Annotated in this window: 17 protein-coding genes and 2 tRNA genes; 14 read left to right on the forward strand and 5 right to left on the reverse strand. The window is 58.3% G+C overall.

Going from position 1 to position 22,094, the window contains the following annotated elements; genetic code table 11:
- Positions 1 to 223: 223 nt before the first annotated feature.
- On the forward strand, positions 224 to 1,201 hold the full coding sequence (epmA, locus tag CWM61_RS10925; RefSeq protein ID WP_008807206.1) for an elongation factor P--(R)-beta-lysine ligase: 978 nt from the start codon (positions 224 to 226) through the stop codon (positions 1,199 to 1,201).
- A gap of 188 nt (positions 1,202 to 1,389) precedes the next feature.
- Entirely contained in the window at positions 1,390 to 2,892 is a 1,503-nt protein-coding gene (yjeM, locus tag CWM61_RS10930; protein WP_074387290.1) for a glutamate/gamma-aminobutyrate family transporter YjeM, read from the forward strand.
- 37 nt (positions 2,893 to 2,929) lie between these two features.
- On the opposite strand, the gene mscM is transcribed toward yjeM, so the two are convergent.
- The 3 genes from mscM to rsgA form a co-directional block, all read right to left on the reverse strand.
- On the reverse strand, positions 2,930 to 6,259 hold the full coding sequence (gene mscM, locus CWM61_RS10935) for a miniconductance mechanosensitive channel MscM (RefSeq protein ID WP_100631230.1): 3,330 nt from the start codon (positions 6,257 to 6,259) through the stop codon (positions 2,930 to 2,932).
- A gap of 24 nt (positions 6,260 to 6,283) precedes the next feature.
- A complete protein-coding gene (gene asd / locus CWM61_RS10940; RefSeq protein ID WP_012969117.1) occupies positions 6,284 to 7,246 on the reverse strand; it encodes an archaetidylserine decarboxylase in 963 nt (320 codons plus the stop codon).
- A gap of 160 nt (positions 7,247 to 7,406) precedes the next feature.
- Entirely contained in the window at positions 7,407 to 8,468 is a 1,062-nt protein-coding gene (rsgA, locus tag CWM61_RS10945) for a small ribosomal subunit biogenesis GTPase RsgA (protein ID WP_061156037.1), read from the reverse strand.
- 94 nt (positions 8,469 to 8,562) lie between these two features.
- Between rsgA and orn the strand changes: the two genes are divergently transcribed.
- Positions 8,563 to 9,108: an oligoribonuclease gene (orn, locus tag CWM61_RS10955; protein WP_074387286.1), complete on the forward strand. Its 546-nt coding sequence runs from the start codon at positions 8,563 to 8,565 to the stop codon at positions 9,106 to 9,108.
- 54 nt (positions 9,109 to 9,162) lie between these two features.
- On the opposite strand, the gene CWM61_RS10960 is transcribed toward orn, so the two are convergent.
- Positions 9,163 to 9,894 (reverse strand): transporter substrate-binding domain-containing protein, encoded by a 732-nt coding sequence (locus CWM61_RS10960; protein ID WP_100631231.1) that lies wholly within the window; start codon positions 9,892 to 9,894, stop codon positions 9,163 to 9,165.
- 294 nt (positions 9,895 to 10,188) lie between these two features.
- Here CWM61_RS10960 and CWM61_RS10970 point away from each other — a divergent pair.
- Together CWM61_RS10970 and CWM61_RS10975 are read left to right on the forward strand one after the other, a co-directional pair.
- Positions 10,189 to 10,264, forward strand: a tRNA-Gly gene (locus tag CWM61_RS10970).
- A gap of 72 nt (positions 10,265 to 10,336) precedes the next feature.
- A tRNA-Gly gene (locus CWM61_RS10975) sits at positions 10,337 to 10,412 on the forward strand.
- A gap of 270 nt (positions 10,413 to 10,682) precedes the next feature.
- On the opposite strand, the gene queG is transcribed toward CWM61_RS10975, so the two are convergent.
- Positions 10,683 to 11,822: a tRNA epoxyqueuosine(34) reductase QueG gene (gene queG, locus CWM61_RS10980; RefSeq protein WP_074387284.1), complete on the reverse strand. Its 1,140-nt coding sequence runs from the start codon at positions 11,820 to 11,822 to the stop codon at positions 10,683 to 10,685.
- A gap of 13 nt (positions 11,823 to 11,835) precedes the next feature.
- Between queG and nnr the strand changes: the two genes are divergently transcribed.
- The 9 genes from nnr to hflC all read left to right on the forward strand — a co-directional run bounded on the left by nnr (position 11,836) and on the right by hflC (position 22,072).
- Positions 11,836 to 13,347 carry a bifunctional ADP-dependent NAD(P)H-hydrate dehydratase/NAD(P)H-hydrate epimerase gene (gene nnr, locus CWM61_RS10985; protein WP_165785145.1) on the forward strand — a complete coding sequence of 504 codons (1,512 nt, stop codon included), beginning with the start codon at positions 11,836 to 11,838 and terminating at the stop codon, positions 13,345 to 13,347.
- Positions 13,340 to 13,801, forward strand: a complete 462-nt coding sequence (gene tsaE / locus CWM61_RS10990; RefSeq protein WP_008807197.1) for a tRNA (adenosine(37)-N6)-threonylcarbamoyltransferase complex ATPase subunit type 1 TsaE — start codon at positions 13,340 to 13,342, stop codon at positions 13,799 to 13,801. Before nnr ends, tsaE begins: the two co-directional genes overlap by 8 nt.
- Positions 13,802 to 13,817: 16 nt before the next feature.
- A complete protein-coding gene (amiB, locus tag CWM61_RS10995; protein WP_100631232.1) occupies positions 13,818 to 15,167 on the forward strand; it encodes an N-acetylmuramoyl-L-alanine amidase AmiB in 1,350 nt (449 codons plus the stop codon).
- A gap of 10 nt (positions 15,168 to 15,177) precedes the next feature.
- Positions 15,178 to 17,037 carry a DNA mismatch repair endonuclease MutL gene (gene mutL / locus CWM61_RS11000; protein ID WP_100631233.1) on the forward strand — a complete coding sequence of 620 codons (1,860 nt, stop codon included), beginning with the start codon at positions 15,178 to 15,180 and terminating at the stop codon, positions 17,035 to 17,037.
- Positions 17,030 to 17,980, forward strand: a complete 951-nt coding sequence (gene miaA, locus CWM61_RS11005) for a tRNA (adenosine(37)-N6)-dimethylallyltransferase MiaA (protein WP_061156030.1) — start codon at positions 17,030 to 17,032, stop codon at positions 17,978 to 17,980. The genes mutL and miaA overlap by 8 nt, the downstream gene beginning before the upstream one ends.
- Positions 17,981 to 18,072: 92 nt before the next feature.
- Positions 18,073 to 18,381: an RNA chaperone Hfq gene (hfq, locus tag CWM61_RS11010; protein ID WP_002885659.1), complete on the forward strand. Its 309-nt coding sequence runs from the start codon at positions 18,073 to 18,075 to the stop codon at positions 18,379 to 18,381.
- 75 nt (positions 18,382 to 18,456) lie between these two features.
- Positions 18,457 to 19,737 (forward strand): ribosome rescue GTPase HflX, encoded by a 1,281-nt coding sequence (gene hflX, locus CWM61_RS11015; RefSeq protein ID WP_004146725.1) that lies wholly within the window; start codon positions 18,457 to 18,459, stop codon positions 19,735 to 19,737.
- Positions 19,738 to 19,802: 65 nt separating this feature from the next.
- The gene (gene hflK, locus CWM61_RS11020; protein WP_061156029.1) at positions 19,803 to 21,065 is read left to right on the forward strand and encodes an FtsH protease activity modulator HflK; all 1,263 of its coding nucleotides are present in this window, start codon (positions 19,803 to 19,805) and stop codon (positions 21,063 to 21,065) included.
- Between the two features lie 2 nt (positions 21,066 to 21,067).
- A complete protein-coding gene (gene hflC, locus CWM61_RS11025) occupies positions 21,068 to 22,072 on the forward strand; it encodes a protease modulator HflC (protein WP_061156028.1) in 1,005 nt (334 codons plus the stop codon).
- Positions 22,073 to 22,094 lie beyond the last annotated feature (22 nt).

Here is a 22,094-nt window from a genome sequence, read left to right on the forward strand (position 1 = left end):
CACTGCTCCTTTATAGGTACAGGAGTATAGCCGTAGGGTCAGTATGGAAAATTGACGTGTTCGATTTTTTTATCGATATGTGCGGTTATTTATCAGTGATATTTATGCATTCAGGTTAACGATAGATTAATGGCATGTAATCTGCCGGGGATTGCACAAAATTTGTTTCACTCGCCGGTTGCGAGTAGACTTCGTGCCCTTGTTTGTAACCGGAGAAAGTACCATGAGCGAGACGGCAACCTGGCAGCCGAGCGCACCCATTCCCAATCTGTTGAAACGCGCGGCGGTGATGGCGGAAATCCGCCGTTTCTTTACCGATCGCGGCGTGCTGGAGGTGGAGACGCCTTGCATGAGTCAGGCGACGGTAACGGATATTCATTTGTTCCCGTTCGAAACCCGTTTCGTCGGCCCGGGCCATTCACAGGGACTCAATCTGTACTTGATGACCAGTCCGGAATACCACATGAAGCGCCTGCTGGCGGCGGGCTGCGGTCCGGTTTTCCAGTTGTGTCGCAGCTTTCGTAATGAAGAGATGGGCCGGCATCACAATCCGGAGTTCACCATGCTGGAGTGGTATCGTCCGTGCTATGACATGTATCGCCTGATCAACGAGGTGGACGACCTGCTGCAGCAGGTTCTGGAGTGTCAGCCAGCGGAAAGCCTCTCCTATCAGCAGGCGTTCCAGCGTCATCTGGATATTGATCCGCTCTCTGCTGATAAAACGCAGCTGCGTGAAGTCGCGGCGAAGCTGGATTTAAGCAATATCGCCGATACTGAAGAAGATCGCGACACGCTGCTGCAACTGTTGTTCACCATGGGCGTGGAGCCGCACATCGGCAAAGATCGGCCGACGTTTATCTATCATTTCCCGGCCACCCAGGCCTCTTTAGCGCAGATCAGCCCGGAAGATCATCGGGTCGCTGAGCGCTTCGAGGTTTACTACAAAGGTATTGAGCTGGCGAATGGTTTCCACGAGCTGACCGATGCCCGCGAACAGCGCCTGCGATTTGAGCAGGACAACCGCAAACGCGCCGCGCGCGGCCTTCCGCAGCAGCCTATCGATAACAACCTGCTGGCGGCACTGGAGGCGGGCCTGCCGGACTGCTCCGGCGTCGCGCTGGGCGTTGACCGTGTAGTGATGCTGGCGCTGGGTGCCGAAAGCATCGGTGAGGTGATCGCCTTTACGGTCGACCGCGCCTGATGGCGCTGTCACCTCCTGCCGCCTGAGAGCGGGGGAGGTGACAGACCCGCCCTGAAAACAACGCACTCACGCTGTCCCGGTTTTAGCCCGAATACCCACAATCTCCTTCCGTGCTTTTGCTACTATCCGCGCTCATTTTTTGAGGCCAGGCGTTGCCTGTTGGGCGATGCCCACGTTTGGATAGATTTATGCATCAACAATTCAAGAAGATGAGCCTGATTGGGCTGATTCTGATGATCTTCACTTCGGTGTTTGGCTTTGCCAACAGCCCGTCGGCGTTTTATCTGATGGGCTACAGTGCGATGCCGTTTTATCTTTTTTCCGCCCTCTTTTTCTTTATTCCGTTCGCGCTGATGATGGCGGAGATGGGCTCGGCTTATCGTCGCGAAGAGGGCGGGATCTATTCCTGGATGAACCACAGCGTCGGGCCGCGCTTTGCTTTCATCGGCACCTTTATGTGGTTTGCGTCGTACGTGGTGTGGATGGTGAGTACGGCGGCTAAAATTTGGGTGCCGTTATCCACCTTTTTGTTTGGCGCGGACAAAACCCAGACCTGGGCGCTGGCTAGCCTGACCCCGACGCAGACGGTGGGCATTCTGGCAGCCTGCTGGATGGGCATCGTGACCTTTATTGCCGTCAAAGGGATCAATAAAATCGCCAAAATCACCGCCGTCGGCGGTATCGCGGTGATGGGGCTTAACCTGGTGCTACTGCTGGTGAGTGGGGCGATCCTCCTGCTCAACGGCGGCCATTTCGCCCAGCCGTTAAACTTCACCCTTTCACCTAATCCCGGGTATCAGTCGGGCATGGCGATGCTGTCGTTTGTAGTATTTGCCATCTTTGCCTACGGCGGAATTGAGGCGGTCGGCGGCTTAGTGGATAAGACCGACAAGCCGGAAAAGAACTTTGCCAAAGGCATTATCATCGCGGCGATCGTTATCTCGGTCGGTTACTCGCTGGCGATTGTGTTGTGGGGCGTGAGCGCCAACTGGCAGCAGGTGCTTGGCGCGCGTTCGACCAACCTCGGCAACATCACCTATGTGCTGATGACCAGCCTCGGGACGACGCTCGGCCAGGCTCTGCACCTGACGCCAGAGTCGGCGGCCCTGACCGGAGTCTGGTTCGCCCGTATTACCGGCCTGTCGATGTTTCTCGCCTATACCGGTGCATTCTTCACCCTCAGCTATTCGCCCCTGAAAGCGATTATTCAGGGCACGCCAAAAGCGCTCTGGCCGTCGGTGATGACCCGTCTTAACGTCAACGGCATGCCCGCCGCGGCGATGTGGCTGCAGTGCCTGCTGGTCGGGGTGTTTATTGTGCTGGTGTCGTTCGGCGGGGATAGTGCTTCGGCGTTTTATAACAAGCTGACGCTGATGGCCAATGTCTCCATGACCTTGCCCTACCTGTTCCTGACCATCGCCTTCCCGTTCTTCAAGGCGAAAACGCATCTCGACCGGCCGTTCGTGATTTTCAAAAACCGACCGTCGACGCTGCTGGCGACCGGCGTGGTGTTGCTGGTGGTGACCTTCGCCAATATCTTCACCATTATCCAACCCGTCATCGACAGCGGGGACTGGAACAGCACCCTGTGGATGGTCGGTGGGCCGATCTTCTTCTCACTGCTGGCGCTGGGGATCTACGAAAGCTACCGTCGGCGCATGGCGTCCGGCGCGCTGGTGATGGAGAGTTAGAGAGCCTGCCCGGCGTTGCTGCCGGGCAGGTGATGACTTACAGTCCGCCAGCCGTACGGCGGCTGGTTTTTCCGGCCGAGGTCATGGTTTTACTGCTTTGCCTGCCGTCGATACTTTCCAGACGCATCTGGAACGGAGGGAACGGCATATCAATGCCATGTTCGCGGAAGCCCGCCAGGATCAACTGATGCATCTCATGGCGCAGCGGCATGCGGTGCCCCATCTCGGCGGCAAAAATACGCAGCTCGAAAATCTGGATCCCCTGCTGCAGGTCGACGAGAAACGCCTCTGGTGCTGGGGTATCGATGACCAGCGAGCAACGATGCGCCGCGGCGATGAGAATTTTCGTTACCTCATCGGTATCGGCGTCCACGGGGGCCGGCACCGTCAGCACCACGCGGGTGACCGAGTCCGACAGCGACCAGTTGATAAACTGTTCGGTAATGAACGCCTTGTTCGGCACGATAATCTCTTTCCGGTCCCAGTCGCTGATGGTGGTCGCACGGGTATTAATGCGGGTGACGCTGCCCGTCAGGTCGCGAATGGTGACCGTATCGCCGATACGGATCGGCTTCTCAAACAGGATAATCAGGCCGGAGATAAAGTTGGCGAAGATCTCCTGCAGGCCAAAGCCGAGACCCACACCCAGCGCGGCGACCAGCCACTGCAGCTTCGACCACTCAATACCGATCATCGAGAAGCCCACCAGCCCGCCGACGAGCATCAGCAGATACTTGGTGATGGTGGTGATGGCGTAGCCGGTGCCGGGCGTTAAATCGAGATGCTGGAGGATCGCCAGCTCCAGCAGCGCGGGCAGGTTGCGTACCAGCTGAGTGGTGATGATCAGCACCAGAATGGCAATCAACACCGCGCCAAGCGTGATCGGCTCAAGACTTTCCACCCCTTGTACCGTCGAGGTCACGTCCCACAGCGAGATATTCTCAAGGAAGCCAAACGCCGAGTGAATTTCCGACCACAGCACGATGACCGACAGCAGCGCAATCAGCATCAGCAGGGAGCGCACAAGCCGCAGCGACTGAGTACTGATGGCATCGAGGTCGACCTCGCTGATCTCCGTTTCCACCGACCCCTCCGGGCTGCTGACGTGAACGGGCTCATCTTCGCCGCGGGCACGCTGAGCGAGAATTTCCGCGCGACGGTGGCGGGCCCGGTCGAAGGCCAGCCGGCGGCGCTGGATCAGCATCCAGCGGCGGATGATGTGATAGACCACCAGCAGCAGGAACCAGATGGCGACCGAGGTTTCCAGACGTGCAAGCAGCGCCTGGGCGGTGGCGAGGTAGCCGACGGCGGCCGCCAGCATGGCCACCAGCGGGGCGCCAAGCATCAGGTTCCACAGCAGGCGGTTCACCATATTGTCGCCATTCCCCTCTTTATCCAGATAGAGCGGGATACCGGCGTGCTTAAGGCTCAGCGTGACCACCGCCAGCGCGCCGCAGATCAACAGGAAGCACAGGCGGCCCAGCGAAGCGGAGAACTCGCGGTCGTTAAGATTATCGAACATGATCAGCGCCATAATCAGCGGCACAATCAGCCCGATGCTCATCAGGTAGTAGCGCATCGCTTTCGCCACGCGGTTACGCGGCCAGCCAAAGTGGGCGATAAACAGCCCGTTTGGCCGGGCGAAGGTGGCGCAGATCATCACCACCCACAGCAAAGGCACGGTCGCCGTGACCCCATCGCCTATCGCCACCGCCAGCGGGAAGGGCCAGGCGGACTGCAGGCCATAGCCGAGCGTCATCCACAGCACCGGCAGCGGCGAGGCCACCAGTATCGACCAGAAGACCGTGCGCAGCGTCAGCCAGAAGTGATCCTGGGTGACTTTCCCCACTCGGGCGCTGGAGCGCTCAAGGAAGCGGGTGAAATGGCGCCGCGAGCTGATGCTAAAGCCGACCAGCAGCAGGGCGGCAAACAGCGGCAGCAGAGTCTCTTTGCTGGTGAGCATCATCGCGCTGGCTTTGCCCAGTTCGCTGATGGTATCCAGGGAGATCAGGCGCCGCAGATCCTGGACAATCTCCAGCGGCCAGGAGAAGCCGATAGGGCTAACGTCCGAAGTCCAGAACAGATAGCGGTGAGTCGCTTCGTTGATCTCTTTCAGCGCGTCTTCCAGCTGGCCGTTGGCGACCTTCAGCTTGGTGAGCTCCAGCATCAGGGTATCGCCGCCGCGCAGCAGCGAGTTCAGCAGCTCGTTCTGCGTGCGCAGCTGCGCCTGCAGGATTTTGTTCTGCTCGCTGGTCAGCGGTTCGCCGTCGGCCTGACGGATCTGCCGCAGCTGCGGCTGCTTACTCAGCAAATCTTCAAAGCGCAGACGCTGCACGCGTAGCTGTGCCATTTCCGTATCCAGCTGCTGTGGGCGAGGGCGCTCCGGCAGCCGCGCTACCTGGGCGCGTAAGGCTTCACCCAGCAGGTTGGAAGAGCCCAGCCACTGCGATTGCTCGCGCAGGGTGTTTAACGCCTGGCGCACCTGCAGCGTTTGATTCGTTGCCTGCCGCTGCTGGGACGCCACCAGATCCATGCGCTGCGCCTGCTGGTTCAGCGCCTGGGAGAGCTCCCGGTTGACCTTGAACTGCGCGTTGATGTCCGGCGGCAGGTTTTCACTGTTCTCCGCCAGCAGTTCGGTGCTCTCCAGCGCCTTTTCCGCTTCCCGCTGGCGCTGGCTGTTCTGTAAATTGCGCAGCGCCTGCAGATAGGCATCCAGTTGTTCGCTCTGCTTTTGCGCCAGCTCGGAACGGGCGCGTGACAGCTCCTGGCGGTTGTTGGCGGAAAGCTGGGCGAGGTCGAGTTCATCCACCAGCGCCTTCAGGCGCGCCGATTCCGCCTGCAGGGCAAGATTTTGCGCCTGGGCGAGAGCATTGTTGCCGGTTTGCGTGCCGATGCGGCGCTCAACCTCATTGAGCTGACGACGGGCATCGGTTTGCTGTTGCGGCAGCTGGTTCAGGGAGTCGGCGATTTCACGCGCGCGATCCTGCTCCTGCTGCGCCTGGCGGCTCGATTCCAGCAGCTGGCTGCTGACCTGCAGGATCTCCTGGTTCAGCGCATCGGCGGTCAGGCCGGATGGCACCTGGCGCGGTTCTTCGCTCAGATTGTTGAGCTGGGAGCGCAGGCTTTGAAACAGTTTGGGGAAATTATCGATAACGTCCTGATACTGACGGGCGCGCTCGAGGGACGATTTTTGCTCCTCAAGCGCGTTCAGCGCGGACTGCAGAACTTCAACGGTTTCAGGCTGGGCGGGCTTTGCCGCCTTCGCCTGTTCCAGTTCCTGGGTTATCTGTTTAGCATCCGGGGCTGTCGCAGCGTACGCCCCGAAACTGAGGCTCAAGGCCAACAGGAAAGTGTATATCAGGCGCACGGCATAACCCTTTTTGCTGAAGAATTAACCTTGGTCTTGTGTATCGTCAACCAGCGGGCTGGCGCGGTGTTCGGCGCGGATCTCTTCTTCCGGTAACGGCGCGGGTTCAGCAGCGGTGCTGGCTTCCACGGCGGTCGCCAGCGGTTGGCCGATTTTAGTCACGGACAGGCTTTGCAGCGAGTCGACCAGCTTCACCTGGCCCGGGGCAAACAGGTTGATCACGGTGGAACCCAGTTTGAAGCGGCCCATCTCCTGGCCTTTCAGCAGGGCGACGGAGCCTTCGCTGTCGCCAGCGGGCCAGGTCCAGCGTTTAATAATGCCTTCGCGCGGCGGGGTCACGGTGCCGGACCACACGGTCTCGATGCTGCCGACGATAGTCGCGCCCACCAGAATTTGCGCCATCGGGCCAAACTCAGTATCAAACAGGCAGATGACGCGCTCGTTACGGGCGAACAGGTTAGGCACATTCTGCGCCGTCAGATGGTTAACCGAGAACAGGTCGCCAGGGACGTAGATCATTTCGCGCAGGATGCCGTTGCACGGCATGTGCACGCGGTGATAGTCGCGCGGCGACAGATAGGTGGTGGCGAAGCTGCCGTTACGGAACAGGTCGGCCATTTGATAGTTGCCGGCCAGCAGGGCTTCCAGGCTGTAGTCATGACCTTTGGCCTGCAGGATTTTATCGTCTTCAATGGCGCCAAGCTGGCTGATCACGCCGTCTGCCGGCATCACCAGCACGTTGGGATCGGTATTCAGCGGGCGAACGTCGTCGCGCAGCGGACGCACAAAGAAATCGTTGAAGGTGCGATAAGCCGCGGTATCCGGCTTCTGCGCCTCTTTCATATCGACCTTGTAGTATTTCACGAACAGATCGATGACCAGTTTCGTCAACCAACCTGCGCGTTTGCTCGCACCCCAGCCTGCGAGGCGGGTGAGCCACAGTTTAGGCAGAATGTATTGCAGTGAAAGTTTAAGATCGTTTAACAAAGTAGCCTCCAGGCCATGATATGTCGTTCCTGACCCCGCCCGCGGGCGGGGACCTGAAAAAAGGGGACGATTCTATACGTAAACCTCGCCAAATGGCATCCGCGTTAGTCGCAGTTTGACCGCGTCCTGGCAGAGCCTGACGTGACGCTCAGCTTAATGATCAGTCATCGGACGAGGAAAAGTTTTTACGCGTTTTTACCTGTACCTGCTCCATGCTTTCGAGGATGCGGTGGTAGTTCTCAAAACGGCTTTCGGCGATCTTGCCGTTCTCTACCGCTTCGCGAAGCGCACAGCCAGGATCGTTATCGTGTTTACAGTCGCGGTATTTGCAATGGCCTAAATAATCATGGAATTCGACAAAGCCATTGGTGATTTGTTCCGCTTCCAGATGCCAGAGGCCGAATTCACGAACGCCCGGTGAATCAATTACATCGCCGCCGTGCGGGAAGTGGTAGAGGCGCGCCGCGGTGGTGGTGTGCTGGCCTAAGCCGGAAACGTCCGAGACATCATTGGTGAGGATCTGATCCTCATTCAGCCCCAGCAGGGCGTTCAGCAGGCTCGATTTACCGACCCCGGACTGCCCGGCGAAAATGCTGATGCGGTCGGTCAGGGCCGCTTCCAGCGGCTTGAGGCCGTCCTGAGTCCGGCTGGAGACCATGAGTACGCGGTAGCCGATATTGCGGTAGATGTCCATTTGCTCATTGACGAAGCGCAGGCCATCGTCATCCAGCAGATCGATTTTATTCAGAACGATTAACGGCTCGATATCCTGCGCCTCGCAGGCCACCAGATAACGATCGATAATATTCAATGACAGCTCAGGCAGGATCGCGGAAACCACCACGATCTGATCGATATTGGCAGCGATAGGCTTCACGCCGTCGTAAAAATCCGGACGCGTCAGGACGGAGGCGCGCTCATGCACCGCTTCGACGATCCCTTTGACGTTTACGCCGTCGGCGGCATCTTTACCCGGCCGCCAGACCACGCGGTCGCCAGTGACCAGCGAACGGATTGTCCGGCGAATGTTGCAGCGATGGACACTGCCGTCAGCGGATTCAACGTCGGCATGCATGCCAAAGCGACTGATGACAATGCCTTCCGACGTTTCGCCAAACAGGTTGTCATCGTAGTCGGCCTTCTCCGCAGTGGTTTTCAGGCGGCGCTGGTGGTTGGCGTTGACGCGGCGCTGCTGGCCTTTGGAGAGTTTATTTTTACTCAATCGAACTGGCTCCTGGTCGCCCTGATGGGGCAAAACCTCTATGATACACGCTATTTTAGATGAATATAGTCACGCAAGAAGGGTGGAAAATAGCATGAGTGCAAATGAAAACAACCTCATTTGGATCGATCTTGAGATGACAGGGCTGGATCCGGAGCGCGATCGCATTATCGAAATCGCCACCCTGGTGACCGATGCCAACCTGAACATTTTAGCTGAAGGGCCGACCATCGCCGTGCATCAGTCAGACGCTCAACTGGCATTAATGGACGAGTGGAATGTACGGACGCATACCGGCAGCGGACTGGTGGATCGCGTGAAGGCCAGCACCGTCGGCGAGCACGATGCCGAACTGGCGACTATTGAGTTTCTTAAGCAGTGGGTGCCGGCGGGCAAGTCGCCGATCTGCGGCAACAGCATCGGCCAGGATCGTCGCTTCCTGTTTAAGTACATGCCGCAACTGGAAGCCTATTTCCACTACCGCTATCTGGACGTCAGCACGCTGAAAGAGCTGGCTCGCCGCTGGAAGCCGGAAATTCTTGACGGCTTTAAAAAGCAGGGCACCCATCAGGCGATGGACGATATCCGCGAGTCGGTCGCCGAGCTGGCCTACTATCGCGAGCATTTCATTAAGCTGTAAACCACGACTGGCTGTGAAAACCGGGCCTGGTGCGGCCCGGTATGCTTTCCCGCGCTATTTAAACCACTTTTGCTGCATCTGCTGGAAGTCAGGCGTCGCCATGACCGCGGTCAGGGCATCGTTGATGGCATTCAGCAACTCCGGATCGTCTTTGCGCACCGCAATCGCATACTGCTTACCGTAATAAGCCGGGTCGGTGGCCCGCTCATCCATGATGGCGTAGTCAGGGTTCTCTTGTTGCCAGGCGTCAAGGGTGGCGAAGTCGCTCATGACGCCGGTTATTTCGCCGGCTTTCAGCGCGGCTAAAGCGCTGGCGACGTCGTCGTAAGGGATCGCCTGCACGGCCTTCTGCTTATCGCGCAGATAGTGCTGATGCAGCGTGCCTTTCACCACGCCGATTTTTTTGGCTTTCAGATCGGCAAAGGTATGGGCGACATCTTTATTGACGATCACCACCCCGGAGAGCGCCTGGCGATAGGGGCGGCTAAAGGCGACCTGCTTCTCGCGCATTGGGATCACTTCCATACCGGCAATCACCGCATCAAACTTCTTAAAGCGCAATGCCGGGATCAGGGTATCGAAACGCTGCGCCGTAAACTGGCACTGCGCCTGCATCTGCTGGCACAGGGCGTGAGCAAGATCGATATCAAAGCCGATGGGCTGATTTTTGCCGTTGGTGGTGACAAATGGTGGATTGGCTGTGGTGGTGCCAAAATGGAGCGTCTCGGCTGACGCGGTTCCAATGGCCAGCGTGCTCAGCAGCAGGATGGTGAGGACTTTTCTCATGCTAATTCCCTGTTTGGCGTCGTGGTGGCCACGTTATACGTCGCGCCACCGCAATATGATGCGAGCGATTTTGCGTCATTCAGCCGGACGGAAAAAGCAATTTTGCCCGTTATGACGCTTATTTATACAATTCAGCGGCGTAGGTGGCGAGAAAATGTCCATTTAAACAAAAAACGCAAAAAAGTGATCGTCAGGGGGTTGCAGGGGCATCGAATTCTCGTATAATGCGCCTCCCGTAACGACGCAGAAATGCAAATTACGACGCCATCAAAATATGGCAAAAAAAGCAGTAACGCGGGAATAGCTCAGTTGGTAGAGCACGACCTTGCCAAGGTCGGGGTCGCGAGTTCGAGTCTCGTTTCCCGCTCCAAAATTTGAAAGACATACCACACCAGTCGCAGTATTCAGGTTGCTACACGGTAGCTTGAATGACGATGATTAAGCGGGAATAGCTCAGTTGGTAGAGCACGACCTTGCCAAGGTCGGGGTCGCGAGTTCGAGTCTCGTTTCCCGCTCCAAATTTTCTTCCATCTCTTATTTATCCACAGTGCAATCCAGCGCCGGGGATGATTTTCGTTTGATCTTCAGAAATACTGTGAACAGAGTTATCCACAGGTTATGGTTTCATCCATGACGGCGGGAATGCTTCGCTTTGTAAATAGTATCTTTCTATCTGTTTGAAATTTAACATTTAAATTTCATTTCAAAATGTTAATCCGATCACTTGACCTTGTTCGGTGCCTTGAAACGCAATGTGTTTTAGATTTTATTCACAGCCTGTGAATGAATCAGGCGTCGCGCGGCAAGCCTTTCTCTACCACCCTGACCAGACGTAATTTTTTCGGCAGCTGTACTTCGACGGCGTCGGCGTTCCGCTTGTTTATTTGCTTAGTGATAGCCCATTCGATGTGCTCGTCGAGAAGCGGGTGCTCACCCCGGCGACTCTCCAGCGCGCGAAGATGAGCTTCATCCCAGGGCGCATTGCCCAGCGCGACGGCGATATTGCGCAGCCAGCGCAGGTGGCCAATGCGACGAATCGCCGACCCTTCGGTTACCTTCAGAAACCACGCTTCGCTCCAGGCGAACAGCTCCACCAGCGGTGGCGCATGCAGCGCTTTGCGTGGGCTGAAATCCTCTTCATCGGTGAGCTGTGAGAAACGGTTCCACGGGCAGATGAGCTGGCAATCATCACAACCGTAAATACGGTTGCCGATAAGCGGACGGAACTCCTCCGGGATAGCGCCTTCCAGTTCGATGGTGAGATAGGAGATGCAGCGCCGGGCGTCGACGGTGTAGGGCTCAACGATGGCGCCGGTGGGGCAGATGGTCATGCAGGCGACGCAGCGTCCGCACTCCTCCGCAACCGGGCTGTCGACCGGCAGGGGGAGGTCGATCAGCAGTTCGCCGAGGAAGAAGAATGACCCCGCGTCGCGGCTTAAGATAAGTGAGTGCTTACCTGTCCAGCCAAGGCCCGCTTTTTCTGCGATTGGCCGTTCCAGGATAGGCGCGGAATCGACAAAAGGTCTAAAATTGAGCGAAGCACACTGTTCCTGAATCTTCTCCCCCAGTTTTTTCAGGCGATTACGTAGCAGTTTATGATAATCACGCCCGAGGGCATAACGGCTGACGTAACCCAGCGCGGGATCTTTCAGGGTGCGGGCAAAGGCGGCGTTGGCGGGCAGATAGTTCATCCGCACGCTGATGACGCGTAACGTACCGGGCAGCAGTTCGTGGGGGCGGGCGCGCATCATTCCGTGACGGGCCATCCACTCCATTTCGCCATGGTATTGTTTATCCAGCCATGCCTGCAGTTTGGGTTCACTGGCGCTGAGGTCGGTATCGGCGATACCCACCTGCTGGAACCCGAGCTCTGTGCCCCATTGTTTGATTTGTTGCGCTAACTGAACGAGATCGAGGGGCTGTGACATGATGGACCATACAATGACGAAAAACCCTGACAGTATACCATACAACATTTGGCCTGCGGAGGCGCTGCGCCTGGCCGAACGAGAGGCGGCGGACAGCCTGGGGCTGACGCTGTTCGAACTGATGCAGCGCGCGGGCGAGGCGGCCTTTCAGCTGGCCAGCCGCGCTTATCCCGCCAGCGCGCACTGGCTGATCCTCTGCGGACATGGCAACAACGGCGGCGACGGATATGTCGTCGCGCGTCTGGCACAGGCCGCGGGGCGGCGGGTGACGTTGCTGGCGGTAGAGAGTGACAGCCCGCTGCCGGAAGAGGCGCAGGCGGCGCGGGAGGCGTGGCTTAACGCCGGCGGTGTGATCCATGCGGCGACTATCCCATGGCCCGACGATATCTCACTGATTATTGATGGCCTGCTCGGCACCGGTCTGCGCAGTGCGCCGCGCGATCCCGTCGCGGCGCTCATCCACCAGGCGAACCACCACCCGGCGCCGGTGGTGGCGCTGGATATCCCTTCCGGCCTGAATGCGCAGACCGGCGCGACGCCAGGTGCAGTGGTTCAGGCTGACCACACCCTGACCTTTATCGCCCTCAAACCCGGGCTGCTGACCGGCAAGGCGCGGGATGTCGTCGGGCATCTCCATCATCATGCCCTTGGGCTCGAGCGCTGGCTCGCCGGGCAAAGTACTCCCCTGACGCGGTTTTGCGCCGCCCACCTCGCCGACTGGCTGCCGCCGCGGCGGGCCACCTCCCATAAGGGTGATCACGGCAAGCTGGTGATTGTCGGCGGCGATCGCGGCACGGCAGGCGCTATCCGTATGTGCGGTGAAGCGGCCCTACGCAGCGGTGCCGGGCTGGTGCGAGTGCTTACTCACTCTGAGAACATCGCGCCCATTGTCACCGTGCGGCCGGAATTAATGGTGGATGAACTGACGCCGCAGACTCTGAAAGCCGCGCTGGAGTGGGCTGATGTGGTGGCGATTGGCCCGGGCCTGGGGCAGCGCGAATGGGGGCGCAGCGCACTGCGCACGGTGGAAAGTTTTAACAAACCGATGGTCTGGGACGCCGACGCGCTGAACCTGCTGGCATTCAATCCCGATAAACGTCACAATCGCGTGCTAACGCCGCACCCCGGCGAAGCGGCCCGTCTGCTGAATGTCAGCGTGGCAGAAATTGAAAGCGATCGCTTACTTTCTGCGCAGCGTCTGGTAAAACGGTATGGTGGCGTGGTTGTGCTGAAAGGCGCGGGCACGGTGGTGGCCCGTGAAAGCGGGGCGATGGGCATTATCGATGCCGGCAATGCCGGGATGGCCAGCGGCGGGATGGGCGATGTGCTTACCGGCATTATTGCCGCATTGTTAGGACAGCACCTGACGCCGTATGATGCAGCCTGTGCCGGGTGCGTCGCTCATGGCGACGCCGCCGACCGGCTGGCCGCCCGCGAGGGCACCCGCGGCATGCTGGCGACCGATCTCTTTTCCACGCTCAGGCGTGTTGTTAACCCGGATGTGATTGACGTAGACCATGATTAACCGAGTGATTCCTTTACCCGATGAGCAGGCCACGCTGGCCCTTGGCGACCGCATCGCGCAGGTCTGTACCGGCGCCACCGTGATTTATCTGTATGGTGATTTAGGCGCGGGGAAAACGACCTTCAGCCGCGGCTTTTTGCAGGCGCTCGGTCACCGCGGCAATGTCAAAAGCCCAACCTATACCCTGGTGGAGCCGTATACCCTCGAGAATCTGATGGTATATCACTTCGATCTCTACCGACTGGCGGATCCTGAGGAGCTCGAATTTATGGGGATCCGTGATTATTTTGCCGACGATGCCATCTGCCTGGTGGAATGGCCGCAGCAAGGCGCAGGTGTTCTGCCTGACCCGGACGTTGAAATTCACCTTGATTACCAGGCACAAGGGCGTGAGGCGCGTATTACCGCGATCTCCTCACGGGGTGAATCTTTACTGGCGCGTTTAGCCATTTAGCCTGAAGGATGACGGGATGAAGTATCGCATAACCACCTGGCTTGCCGCTGCGCTAATGCTGTCGAGTCTTCACGCCACTGCGGCGAGTTTATCCGATATCCAGGTCTCCAACGGAGACCAGCAGGCCCGTATTACCCTGAGCTTTGTCGGTGAGCCGGAGTACTCCTTTTCCCCACAGGGCAAACGTCTGGTGGCACTGGATATCAAGCAGACCGGCGTATTGCAGGGACTACCGCTGCAGTTTAGCGGTAGCAACCTGGTGAAAAGTATTCGCGCCGGTACGCCGCAGGATACGCAGACGCTGCGTCTGCTGGTGGATCTGACGGAAGATGGCAAAACGCGGGCGGTGAAGCAGCAGAACGGGGCGAATTACACGGTGGTCTTTACCATCAACGCCGACGCACCACCGCCACCGCCGCCTGTGGTGGTGAAACGGGCCGACCCGCCGCCGGTGATGCCTTCCCGGACGGCGACGGCAGGGCGTAACCCATTCAGCTCGTCGGGCCATGAACGGCAGACGGCGATGACCTCCTCTCAGCCGGCGATGACCAACAATCAGACCGTGACTCGCCCGGCGGCCCGTACGGTGTCGGCGGATGATAAGGTGATTATCGCCATCGATGCCGGACACGGCGGCCAGGATCCAGGCGCGATTGGCCCGAACGGCACCAAAGAGAAGAACGTGACTATCGCCATCGCGCGCAAGCTGCGGGCGTTACTGAACGCCGATCCGCAGTTTAAGCCGGTGCTGACCCGCGACGGAGATTACTTTATTTCGGTGATGGGGCGCTCTGACGTGGCGCGTAAGCAAAACGCCAACTTCCTCGTCTCTATCCATGCTGATGCCGCGCCAAACCGCGATGCGACCGGCGCCTCGGTGTGGGTGCTCTCGAACCGTCGCGCCAACAGCGAAATGGCCGGTTGGCTCGAGCAGCATGAGAAGCAGTCTGAACTGCTCGGCGGGGCAGGCGACGTGCTGGCGAACAGCCAGGCCGACCCCTATCTGAGCCAGGCGGTGCTGGATCTGCAGTTCGGTCATTCCCAGCGCGTCGGCTACGATGTGGCGACCAACGTGCTGAGCCAGCTGCAGCGCATTGGCAACCTGCACAAACGCCGCCCGGAGCATGCCAGCCTCGGTGTATTGCGCTCGCCGGATATCCCGTCGATCCTCGTGGAAACGGGCTTTATCAGTAACAACGGTGAAGAGCGGCTGCTGGGGAGTGAGGATTACCAGGAGCAGATCGCACAGGCGATTTACAACGGCCTGCGTAACTACTTTATGCAGCATCCGCTGCAGTCGGCGCCTCGAGGGGAGGCGGCGCAGACCGCCAGCGCCGCAGCGCCAGGCGGGATGTTGATTAACTAAGGAGCAGGGGATGCCGATTCAGGTTCTGCCGCCGCAGCTCGCCAACCAGATTGCCGCCGGCGAAGTGGTGGAGCGGCCCGCGTCGGTGGTGAAAGAGCTGGTTGAGAACAGCCTTGATGCTGGCGCTACGCGGATTGACATTGATATCGAACGCGGCGGCGCGAAGCTCATTCGTATCCGCGATAACGGCAGCGGCATCAAAAAAGACGAGCTGGCGCTGGCCCTGGCTCGTCATGCGACCAGCAAGATCGCCTCGCTTGACGATCTGGAGGCGATTATCAGCCTCGGCTTTCGCGGCGAAGCGCTGGCCAGTATCAGTTCGGTGGCGCGCTTAACGCTGACTTCGCGGACGGCGGAGCAGCAGGAAGCCTGGCAGGCTTATGCCGAAGGCCGCGATCAGGCGGTAACGGTGAAGCCGGCGGCGCACCCGGTCGGCACCACCCTGGAAGTCCTCGATCTGTTCTACAACACGCCGGCGCGGCGCAAATTTATGCGCACCGAAAAAACCGAGTTCGGCCATATTGACGAAGTGGTGCGCCGCATTGCGCTGGCGCGCTTCGACGTCACCATTAACCTCAGCCATAACGGCAAGGTGATGCGCCAGTATCGGGCAGTGGCGCAGGATGGCCAGCGGGAGCGGCGGCTGGGAACCATTTGCGGCACCGCTTTTCTCGAACATGCGCTGGAGATCGAGTGGCAGCATGGCGATCTGACCCTGCGCGGCTGGGTTGCCGATCCGCTCCATACCACCCCGGCGCTGGCGGAAATTCAGTACTGTTACGTCAACGGGCGGATGATGCGCGACCGGCTGATCAACCATGCTATCCGCCAGGCCTGCGAAGACAAGCTGGGGGCCGATCAGCAGCCGGCGTTTGTGCTGTATCTGGAGATCGATCCCCATCAGGTGGATGTGAACGTCCATCCGGCCAAGCATGAGGTGCGTTTCCATCAGTCTCGCCTGGTGCATGACTTTATCTACCAGGGCGTACTGAGCGTGCTGCAGCAACAGCTTGATGCGCCGCTGGCGGAAAAAGACGACCCGCCGACGCCGCGCCAGATGCCGGAGAATCGCATCGCCGCAGGCGGCAACCAGTTTGCTCGGCCGTCGGAAGCGCGTGAACCGGCAACCCGATTCAGCATGACATCGTCGCGTGAGCCGGCTGCCTCCGGCGGCAGTTCTGGCGGCGCGAGCTGGCCGCATGCGCAGCCCGGTTACCAGAAGCAGCAGGGCGCGCTTTATCGTCAGTTGCTCGACACGCCCGCCGCTCCGCGACCCGCGCAGCCGTCCGCCGCCCCGGCGGAACTGGCTGGTCACAGTCAGAGTTTTGGCAGAGTGCTGACGATTGTCGGCGGCGATTGCGCGCTGCTGGAGCGCGAGGGCAGTCTGGCGCTGCTGTCGTTGACCGTTGCCGAGCGCTGGCTGCGCCAGGCGCAGTTGACGCCGGGTACGGAAGCGGTATGTGCCCAGCCGCTGCTGATCCCGTTGCGGTTAAAAGTCACGGAAGGGGAGAAGCGGGCGCTGGCCGCTGCGCAGTCGGCGCTGACGCAGTTGGGGATCGAGCTTCATACCGATGCCCTGCACGTGACGGTGCGCGCGGTCCCTTTACCCTTAAGACAACAAAATTTACAAATCTTGATTCCTGAACTGATAGGCTACCTGGCGCAGCAAAACGCATTCGACGTCGGCAACATCGCCCAATGGATGGCGCGTAATCTGACGAGCGAACAGGCGTCATGGAATATGGCGCAGGCGATTGCGCTGCTGGCGGACGTCGAACGTCTTTGCCCGCAGCTGGTGAAAACGCCGCCGGGCGGCCTGTTACAACCTGTAGATCTCCATTCGGCGATGAATGCCCTGAAAGATGAATGATGTAACCGAGGCGAGCCTGCCCAAGGCAATTTTTTTAATGGGCCCGACGGCCTCAGGTAAAACCGCGCTGGCGATAGCCTTACGTAAAGTTTTGCCAGTAGAGTTGATTAGTGTTGATTCCGCCCTCATTTATCGGGGAATGGATATTGGCACTGCCAAACCGGATGCTGCGGAGCTTAGCGCTGCGCCGCACCGGCTGCTGGATATTTTGGATCCCGCAGAAGCCTATTCCGCGGCTGATTTTCGCCGCGACGCGCTGGCGGCGATGGCCGATATTGTCGCCGCCGGGCGTATTCCGCTGTTAGTCGGCGGAACGATGTTGTATTTCAAAGCGTTGCTGGAAGGATTGTCGCCCTTACCGTCGGCTGACCCAGAGGTCAGAGCGCGGATTGAGCAGCAGGCCGCAGAGCAGGGATGGAACGCGTTACATCAGCAATTACAGGCGATCGATCCCGTAGCTGCTGCGCGTATTCATCCAAATGATCCGCAAAGGCTTTCCCGGGCACTGGAAGTTTTTTTCATTTCGGGTAAAACTTTAACGGAACTGACGCAAACGTCAGGAGACGCTCTGCCATATCAGGTGCATCAGTTCGCCATCGCCCCGGCGAGCCGTGAACTGCTCCATCAACGCATAGAACAGCGTTTTCATCAGATGTTAGCTTCAGGTTTTGAAGCAGAAGTACGGGCGCTTTTTGCCCGCGGAGATTTGCATACGGATATGCCTTCCATCCGTTGTGTTGGATACCGCCAGATGTGGTCATACCTCAATGGCGAGATCCCGTATGATGAGATGGTTTATCGAGGTGTTTGCGCCACGAGACAGTTAGCCAAACGTCAGGTCACCTGGCTGCGCGGTTGGGAAGGTGTGCACTGGTTAGACAGTGAACAACCTGAACAAGCGCTCAACAAAGTATTACAGGTTGTTGGTGCGAGCCAGAACTGAACGTGTACAATTAAACGGTATCGTGCGTAATTTTTTTTAAGAATCGTAAGGTTCTGAGTACAAAACAAGCATACATATAAGGAAAAGAGAGAATGGCTAAGGGGCAATCTTTACAAGATCCGTTCCTGAACGCTTTGCGTCGGGAACGTGTTCCGGTTTCTATTTATTTGGTGAATGGTATCAAGCTGCAAGGGCAAATTGAGTCTTTCGATCAGTTCGTGATCCTGTTGAAGAACACGGTCAGCCAGATGGTCTATAAGCACGCAATTTCTACTGTTGTCCCGTCTCGCCCGGTGTCTCACCACAGCAATAATGCTGGCGGCGGTTCCAGTAACTATCACCACGGTGGTAGCGCGCAGGGCTCTTCTGCGCCGCAACAAGACAGCGACGACGCCGAATAAGGCCAGTGCTGTTTTTCCACGCCGGGGAGCCAGGTTTTCTGCGTTCCCCGCTGGTATTTTATAAGGGGTTTACGCTTGTTTGACCGTTATGACGCCGGTGAGCAGGCGGTACTGGTACACATCTATTTTTCGCAAGACAAAGATATGGAAGATCTCCAGGAGTTTGAAACTCTGGCCTCTTCCGCCGGTGTCGAAGCAATGCAGGTGATTACCGGTAGCCGTAAAGCACCGCACCCGAAGTATTTTGTTGGTGAAGGTAAGGCAGTCGAAATTGCGGAAGCCGTTAAAGCGACCGGCGCGTCGGTCGTGCTCTTCGATCATGCCCTGAGTCCGGCACAAGAACGCAACCTGGAACGCCTGTGCGAATGCCGGGTTATCGATCGTACCGGTCTTATTTTAGATATTTTCGCCCAGCGCGCGCGCACCCATGAAGGGAAACTGCAGGTTGAGCTGGCGCAGTTGCGCCATATGGCGACCCGCCTCGTCCGCGGCTGGACCCACCTTGAAAGACAGAAGGGCGGGATTGGTTTGCGTGGCCCGGGTGAAACCCAGCTCGAAACCGACCGTCGTTTATTGCGTAACCGCATCATGCAGATCCTGTCGCGACTGGAAAAAGTTGAGAAACAGCGTGAGCAGGGGCGGCGGTCGCGCGCGAAAGCCGATATTCCAACCGTGTCGCTGGTGGGCTACACCAACGCCGGAAAATCAACGCTCTTTAACCAGATCACCGCCGCCGAGGTCTATGCCGCGAACCAGCTGTTCGCCACCCTGGACCCGACGCTGCGCCGCATTGACGTCCCTGACGTCGGCGAAACGGTGCTGGCCGATACCGTCGGCTTTATTCGCCATCTGCCGCACGATCTGGTAGCCGCGTTTAAAGCGACGTTGCAGGAGACGCGTCAGGCGACGCTGCTGCTGCATGTGATTGACGCGGCGGATGTCCGCGTGCAGGAAAACATTGATGCGGTAAATACGGTTCTCGCTGAGATTGAGGCCGATGAGATCCCAGCGCTGCTGGTGATGAACAAAATCGACATGCTTGACGATTTTGAACCGCGCATCGATCGCGACGATGAAAATAAACCGATTCGGGTCTGGCTTTCAGCGCAGACCGGGGTTGGCGTACCACTGCTTTTTCAGGCATTAACGGAACGTCTTTCCGGTGAAGTGGCCCAGCATACGCTGCGCTTACCGCCGAAAGAAGGGCGACTGAGAAGCCGTTTCTATCAGCTTCAGGCGATAGAAAAAGAGTGGATGGAGGATGACGGCAGCGTGAGTCTGCAGGTGCGCATGCCGATCGTTGACTGGCGGCGCCTCTGTAAGCAAGAGCCAACGCTTGTTGACTATGTGGTTTAACCTTGCAGCTTGCCTGAAGATATTGACCCCTGTGGGGATATCAAAAACAAATATGGAGCATATACATGGCGTGGAATCAGCCCGGTAATAACGGACAGGACCGCGACCCGTGGGGGAGCAGCAAACCTGGCGGCAACTCTGAGGGAAATGGCAACAAAGGTGGTCGCGAGCAGGGGCCGCCGGATCTGGATGATATCTTCCGCAAGTTAAGTAAAAAACTTGGCGGGCTCGGCGGCGGCAAGGGCGGACTGGGCGGTGGTAATAGCGCGCAGACGCCTCGCGGACCGATGGGCGGGCGTATTGTCGGCATCGTTGCCGCGGCGGCAGTGATTATCTGGGCGGCCAGCGGTTTTTATACCATTAAAGAAGCCGAACGCGGCGTCGTGACCCGTTTTGGTAAGTTCAGCCATCTGGTTGAGCCAGGCCTGAACTGGAAACCGACCTTTATCGATAACGTTCAGGCGGTGAACGTGGAGTCGGTACGTGAACTGGCCGCTTCCGGCGTCATGCTGACCTCTGACGAAAACGTCGTGCGCGTTGAGATGAACGTGCAGTACCGCGTCACCGATCCGGAACGCTATCTGTTTAGCGTCACCAGCGCGGATGACAGTCTGCGTCAGGCGACTGACAGTGCGCTGCGCGGCGTGATCGGCAAATACACCATGGATCGCATTCTGACCGAAGGTCGTACCGTGATCCGTAGCGATACCCAGCGCGAGCTGGAAGAGACTATCCGCCCGTACAACATGGGGATCACCCTGCTGGACGTCAACTTCCAGACGGCACGTCCGCCGGAAGAGGTGAAGGCGGCGTTTGACGATGCCATTGCCGCGCGTGAGAACGAGCAGCAGTACATCCGTGAAGCGGAAGCTTATACCAACGAAGTACAGCCGCGGGCGAATGGCCAGGCGCAGCGTATCCTTGAAGAGGCGCGTGCCTACAAGACCCAGACCGTCCTGGAAGCCCAGGGTGAAGTGGCTCGCTTTGCTAAGCTCCTGCCGGAATACAAAGCCGCACCGGAAATTACCCGTGAGCGTCTGTATATCGAAACCATGGAAAAAGTGCTGAGCCACACCCGTAAAGTGCTGGTGAACGACAGCAAAAACGGCAATCTGATGGTTCTGCCGCTTGACCAGATGCTGAAAGGCGCCGCCGCGCCGGCAGCAAAGAGCGATAGCAGTGACGCCAGCGATCTGCTGCGTCTGCCACCTGCATCCAGCACCGGCAGCGCCAGCACCTCATCAACCTCGAGCTCAACCGGGGGTAGCATTATGGACCAACGCCGCGCTAACGCGCAGCGTAACGACTACCAGCGTCAGGGGGAATAACGATGCGTAAATCTGTTATCGCGATCATTGTCGTCGTGCTGGTAGTGCTCTACATGTCAGTCTTTGTGGTGAAGGAAGGCGAGCGCGGGATTACGCTGCGCTTCGGCAAAGTCCTGCGCGACGATGAGAACAAGCCGCTGGTGTATGCGCCAGGTCTGCACTTCAAGATCCCGTTTATCGAATCAGTGAAGATGCTGGATGCGCGTATCCAGACTATGGATAACCAGGCTGACCGTTTTGTGACCAAAGAGAAGAAAGACCTGATCGTCGACTCCTATATCAAATGGCGCATCAGCGACTTCAGCCGTTACTACCTGGCAACCGGCGGCGGCGACGTCTCCCAGGCCGAGGTCCTGCTGAAGCGTAAATTCTCTGACCGTCTGCGTTCTGAAATTGGTCGTCTGGATGTGAGAGACATCGTTACCGACTCCCGTGGTCGCCTGACGCTGGAAGTGCGCGATGCGCTGAACTCGGGTTCTGCTGGCACTGAAGATGAGGTCAGCACCCCGGCGGCTGATGACGCTATCGCCAAAGCCGCTGAGCGTGTGGAAGCAGAAACCAACGGCAAAGTGCAGGTGATCAACCCGAACAGTATGGCGGCGCTGGGTATCGAAGTTGTCGACGTGCGTATCAAACAGATCAACCTGCCGGCAGAAGTGTCGGAAGCGATTTATAATCGTATGCGCGCGGAGCGTGAAGCGGTTGCTCGTCGCCACCGTTCACAGGGTCAGGAAGAAGCTGAGAAACTGCGCGCGACTGCAGACTACGAAGTCACCAAGACGCTGGCGGAAGCCGAGCGCCAGGGTCGTATCCTGCGTGGTGAAGGTGATGCGGAATCGGCAAAACTGTTTGCCGATGCGTTCAGCCAGGATCCAGGCTTCTACTCCTTTATCCGTAGCCTGCGCGCTTATGAGAAGAGCTTCCAGAGCAACCAGGATGTGATGGTCCTGAGCCCGGACAGCGATTTCTTCCGCTATATGCGTTCACCGGATTCGGCGCGTAAATAAGCCGTAGAGGGTGTAAACCTGA

Origin of the sequence: Klebsiella sp. K-Nf6 (assembly GCF_002806655.1) — a bacterium.
Classification (GTDB): domain Bacteria; phylum Pseudomonadota; class Gammaproteobacteria; order Enterobacterales; family Enterobacteriaceae; genus Klebsiella; species Klebsiella variicola.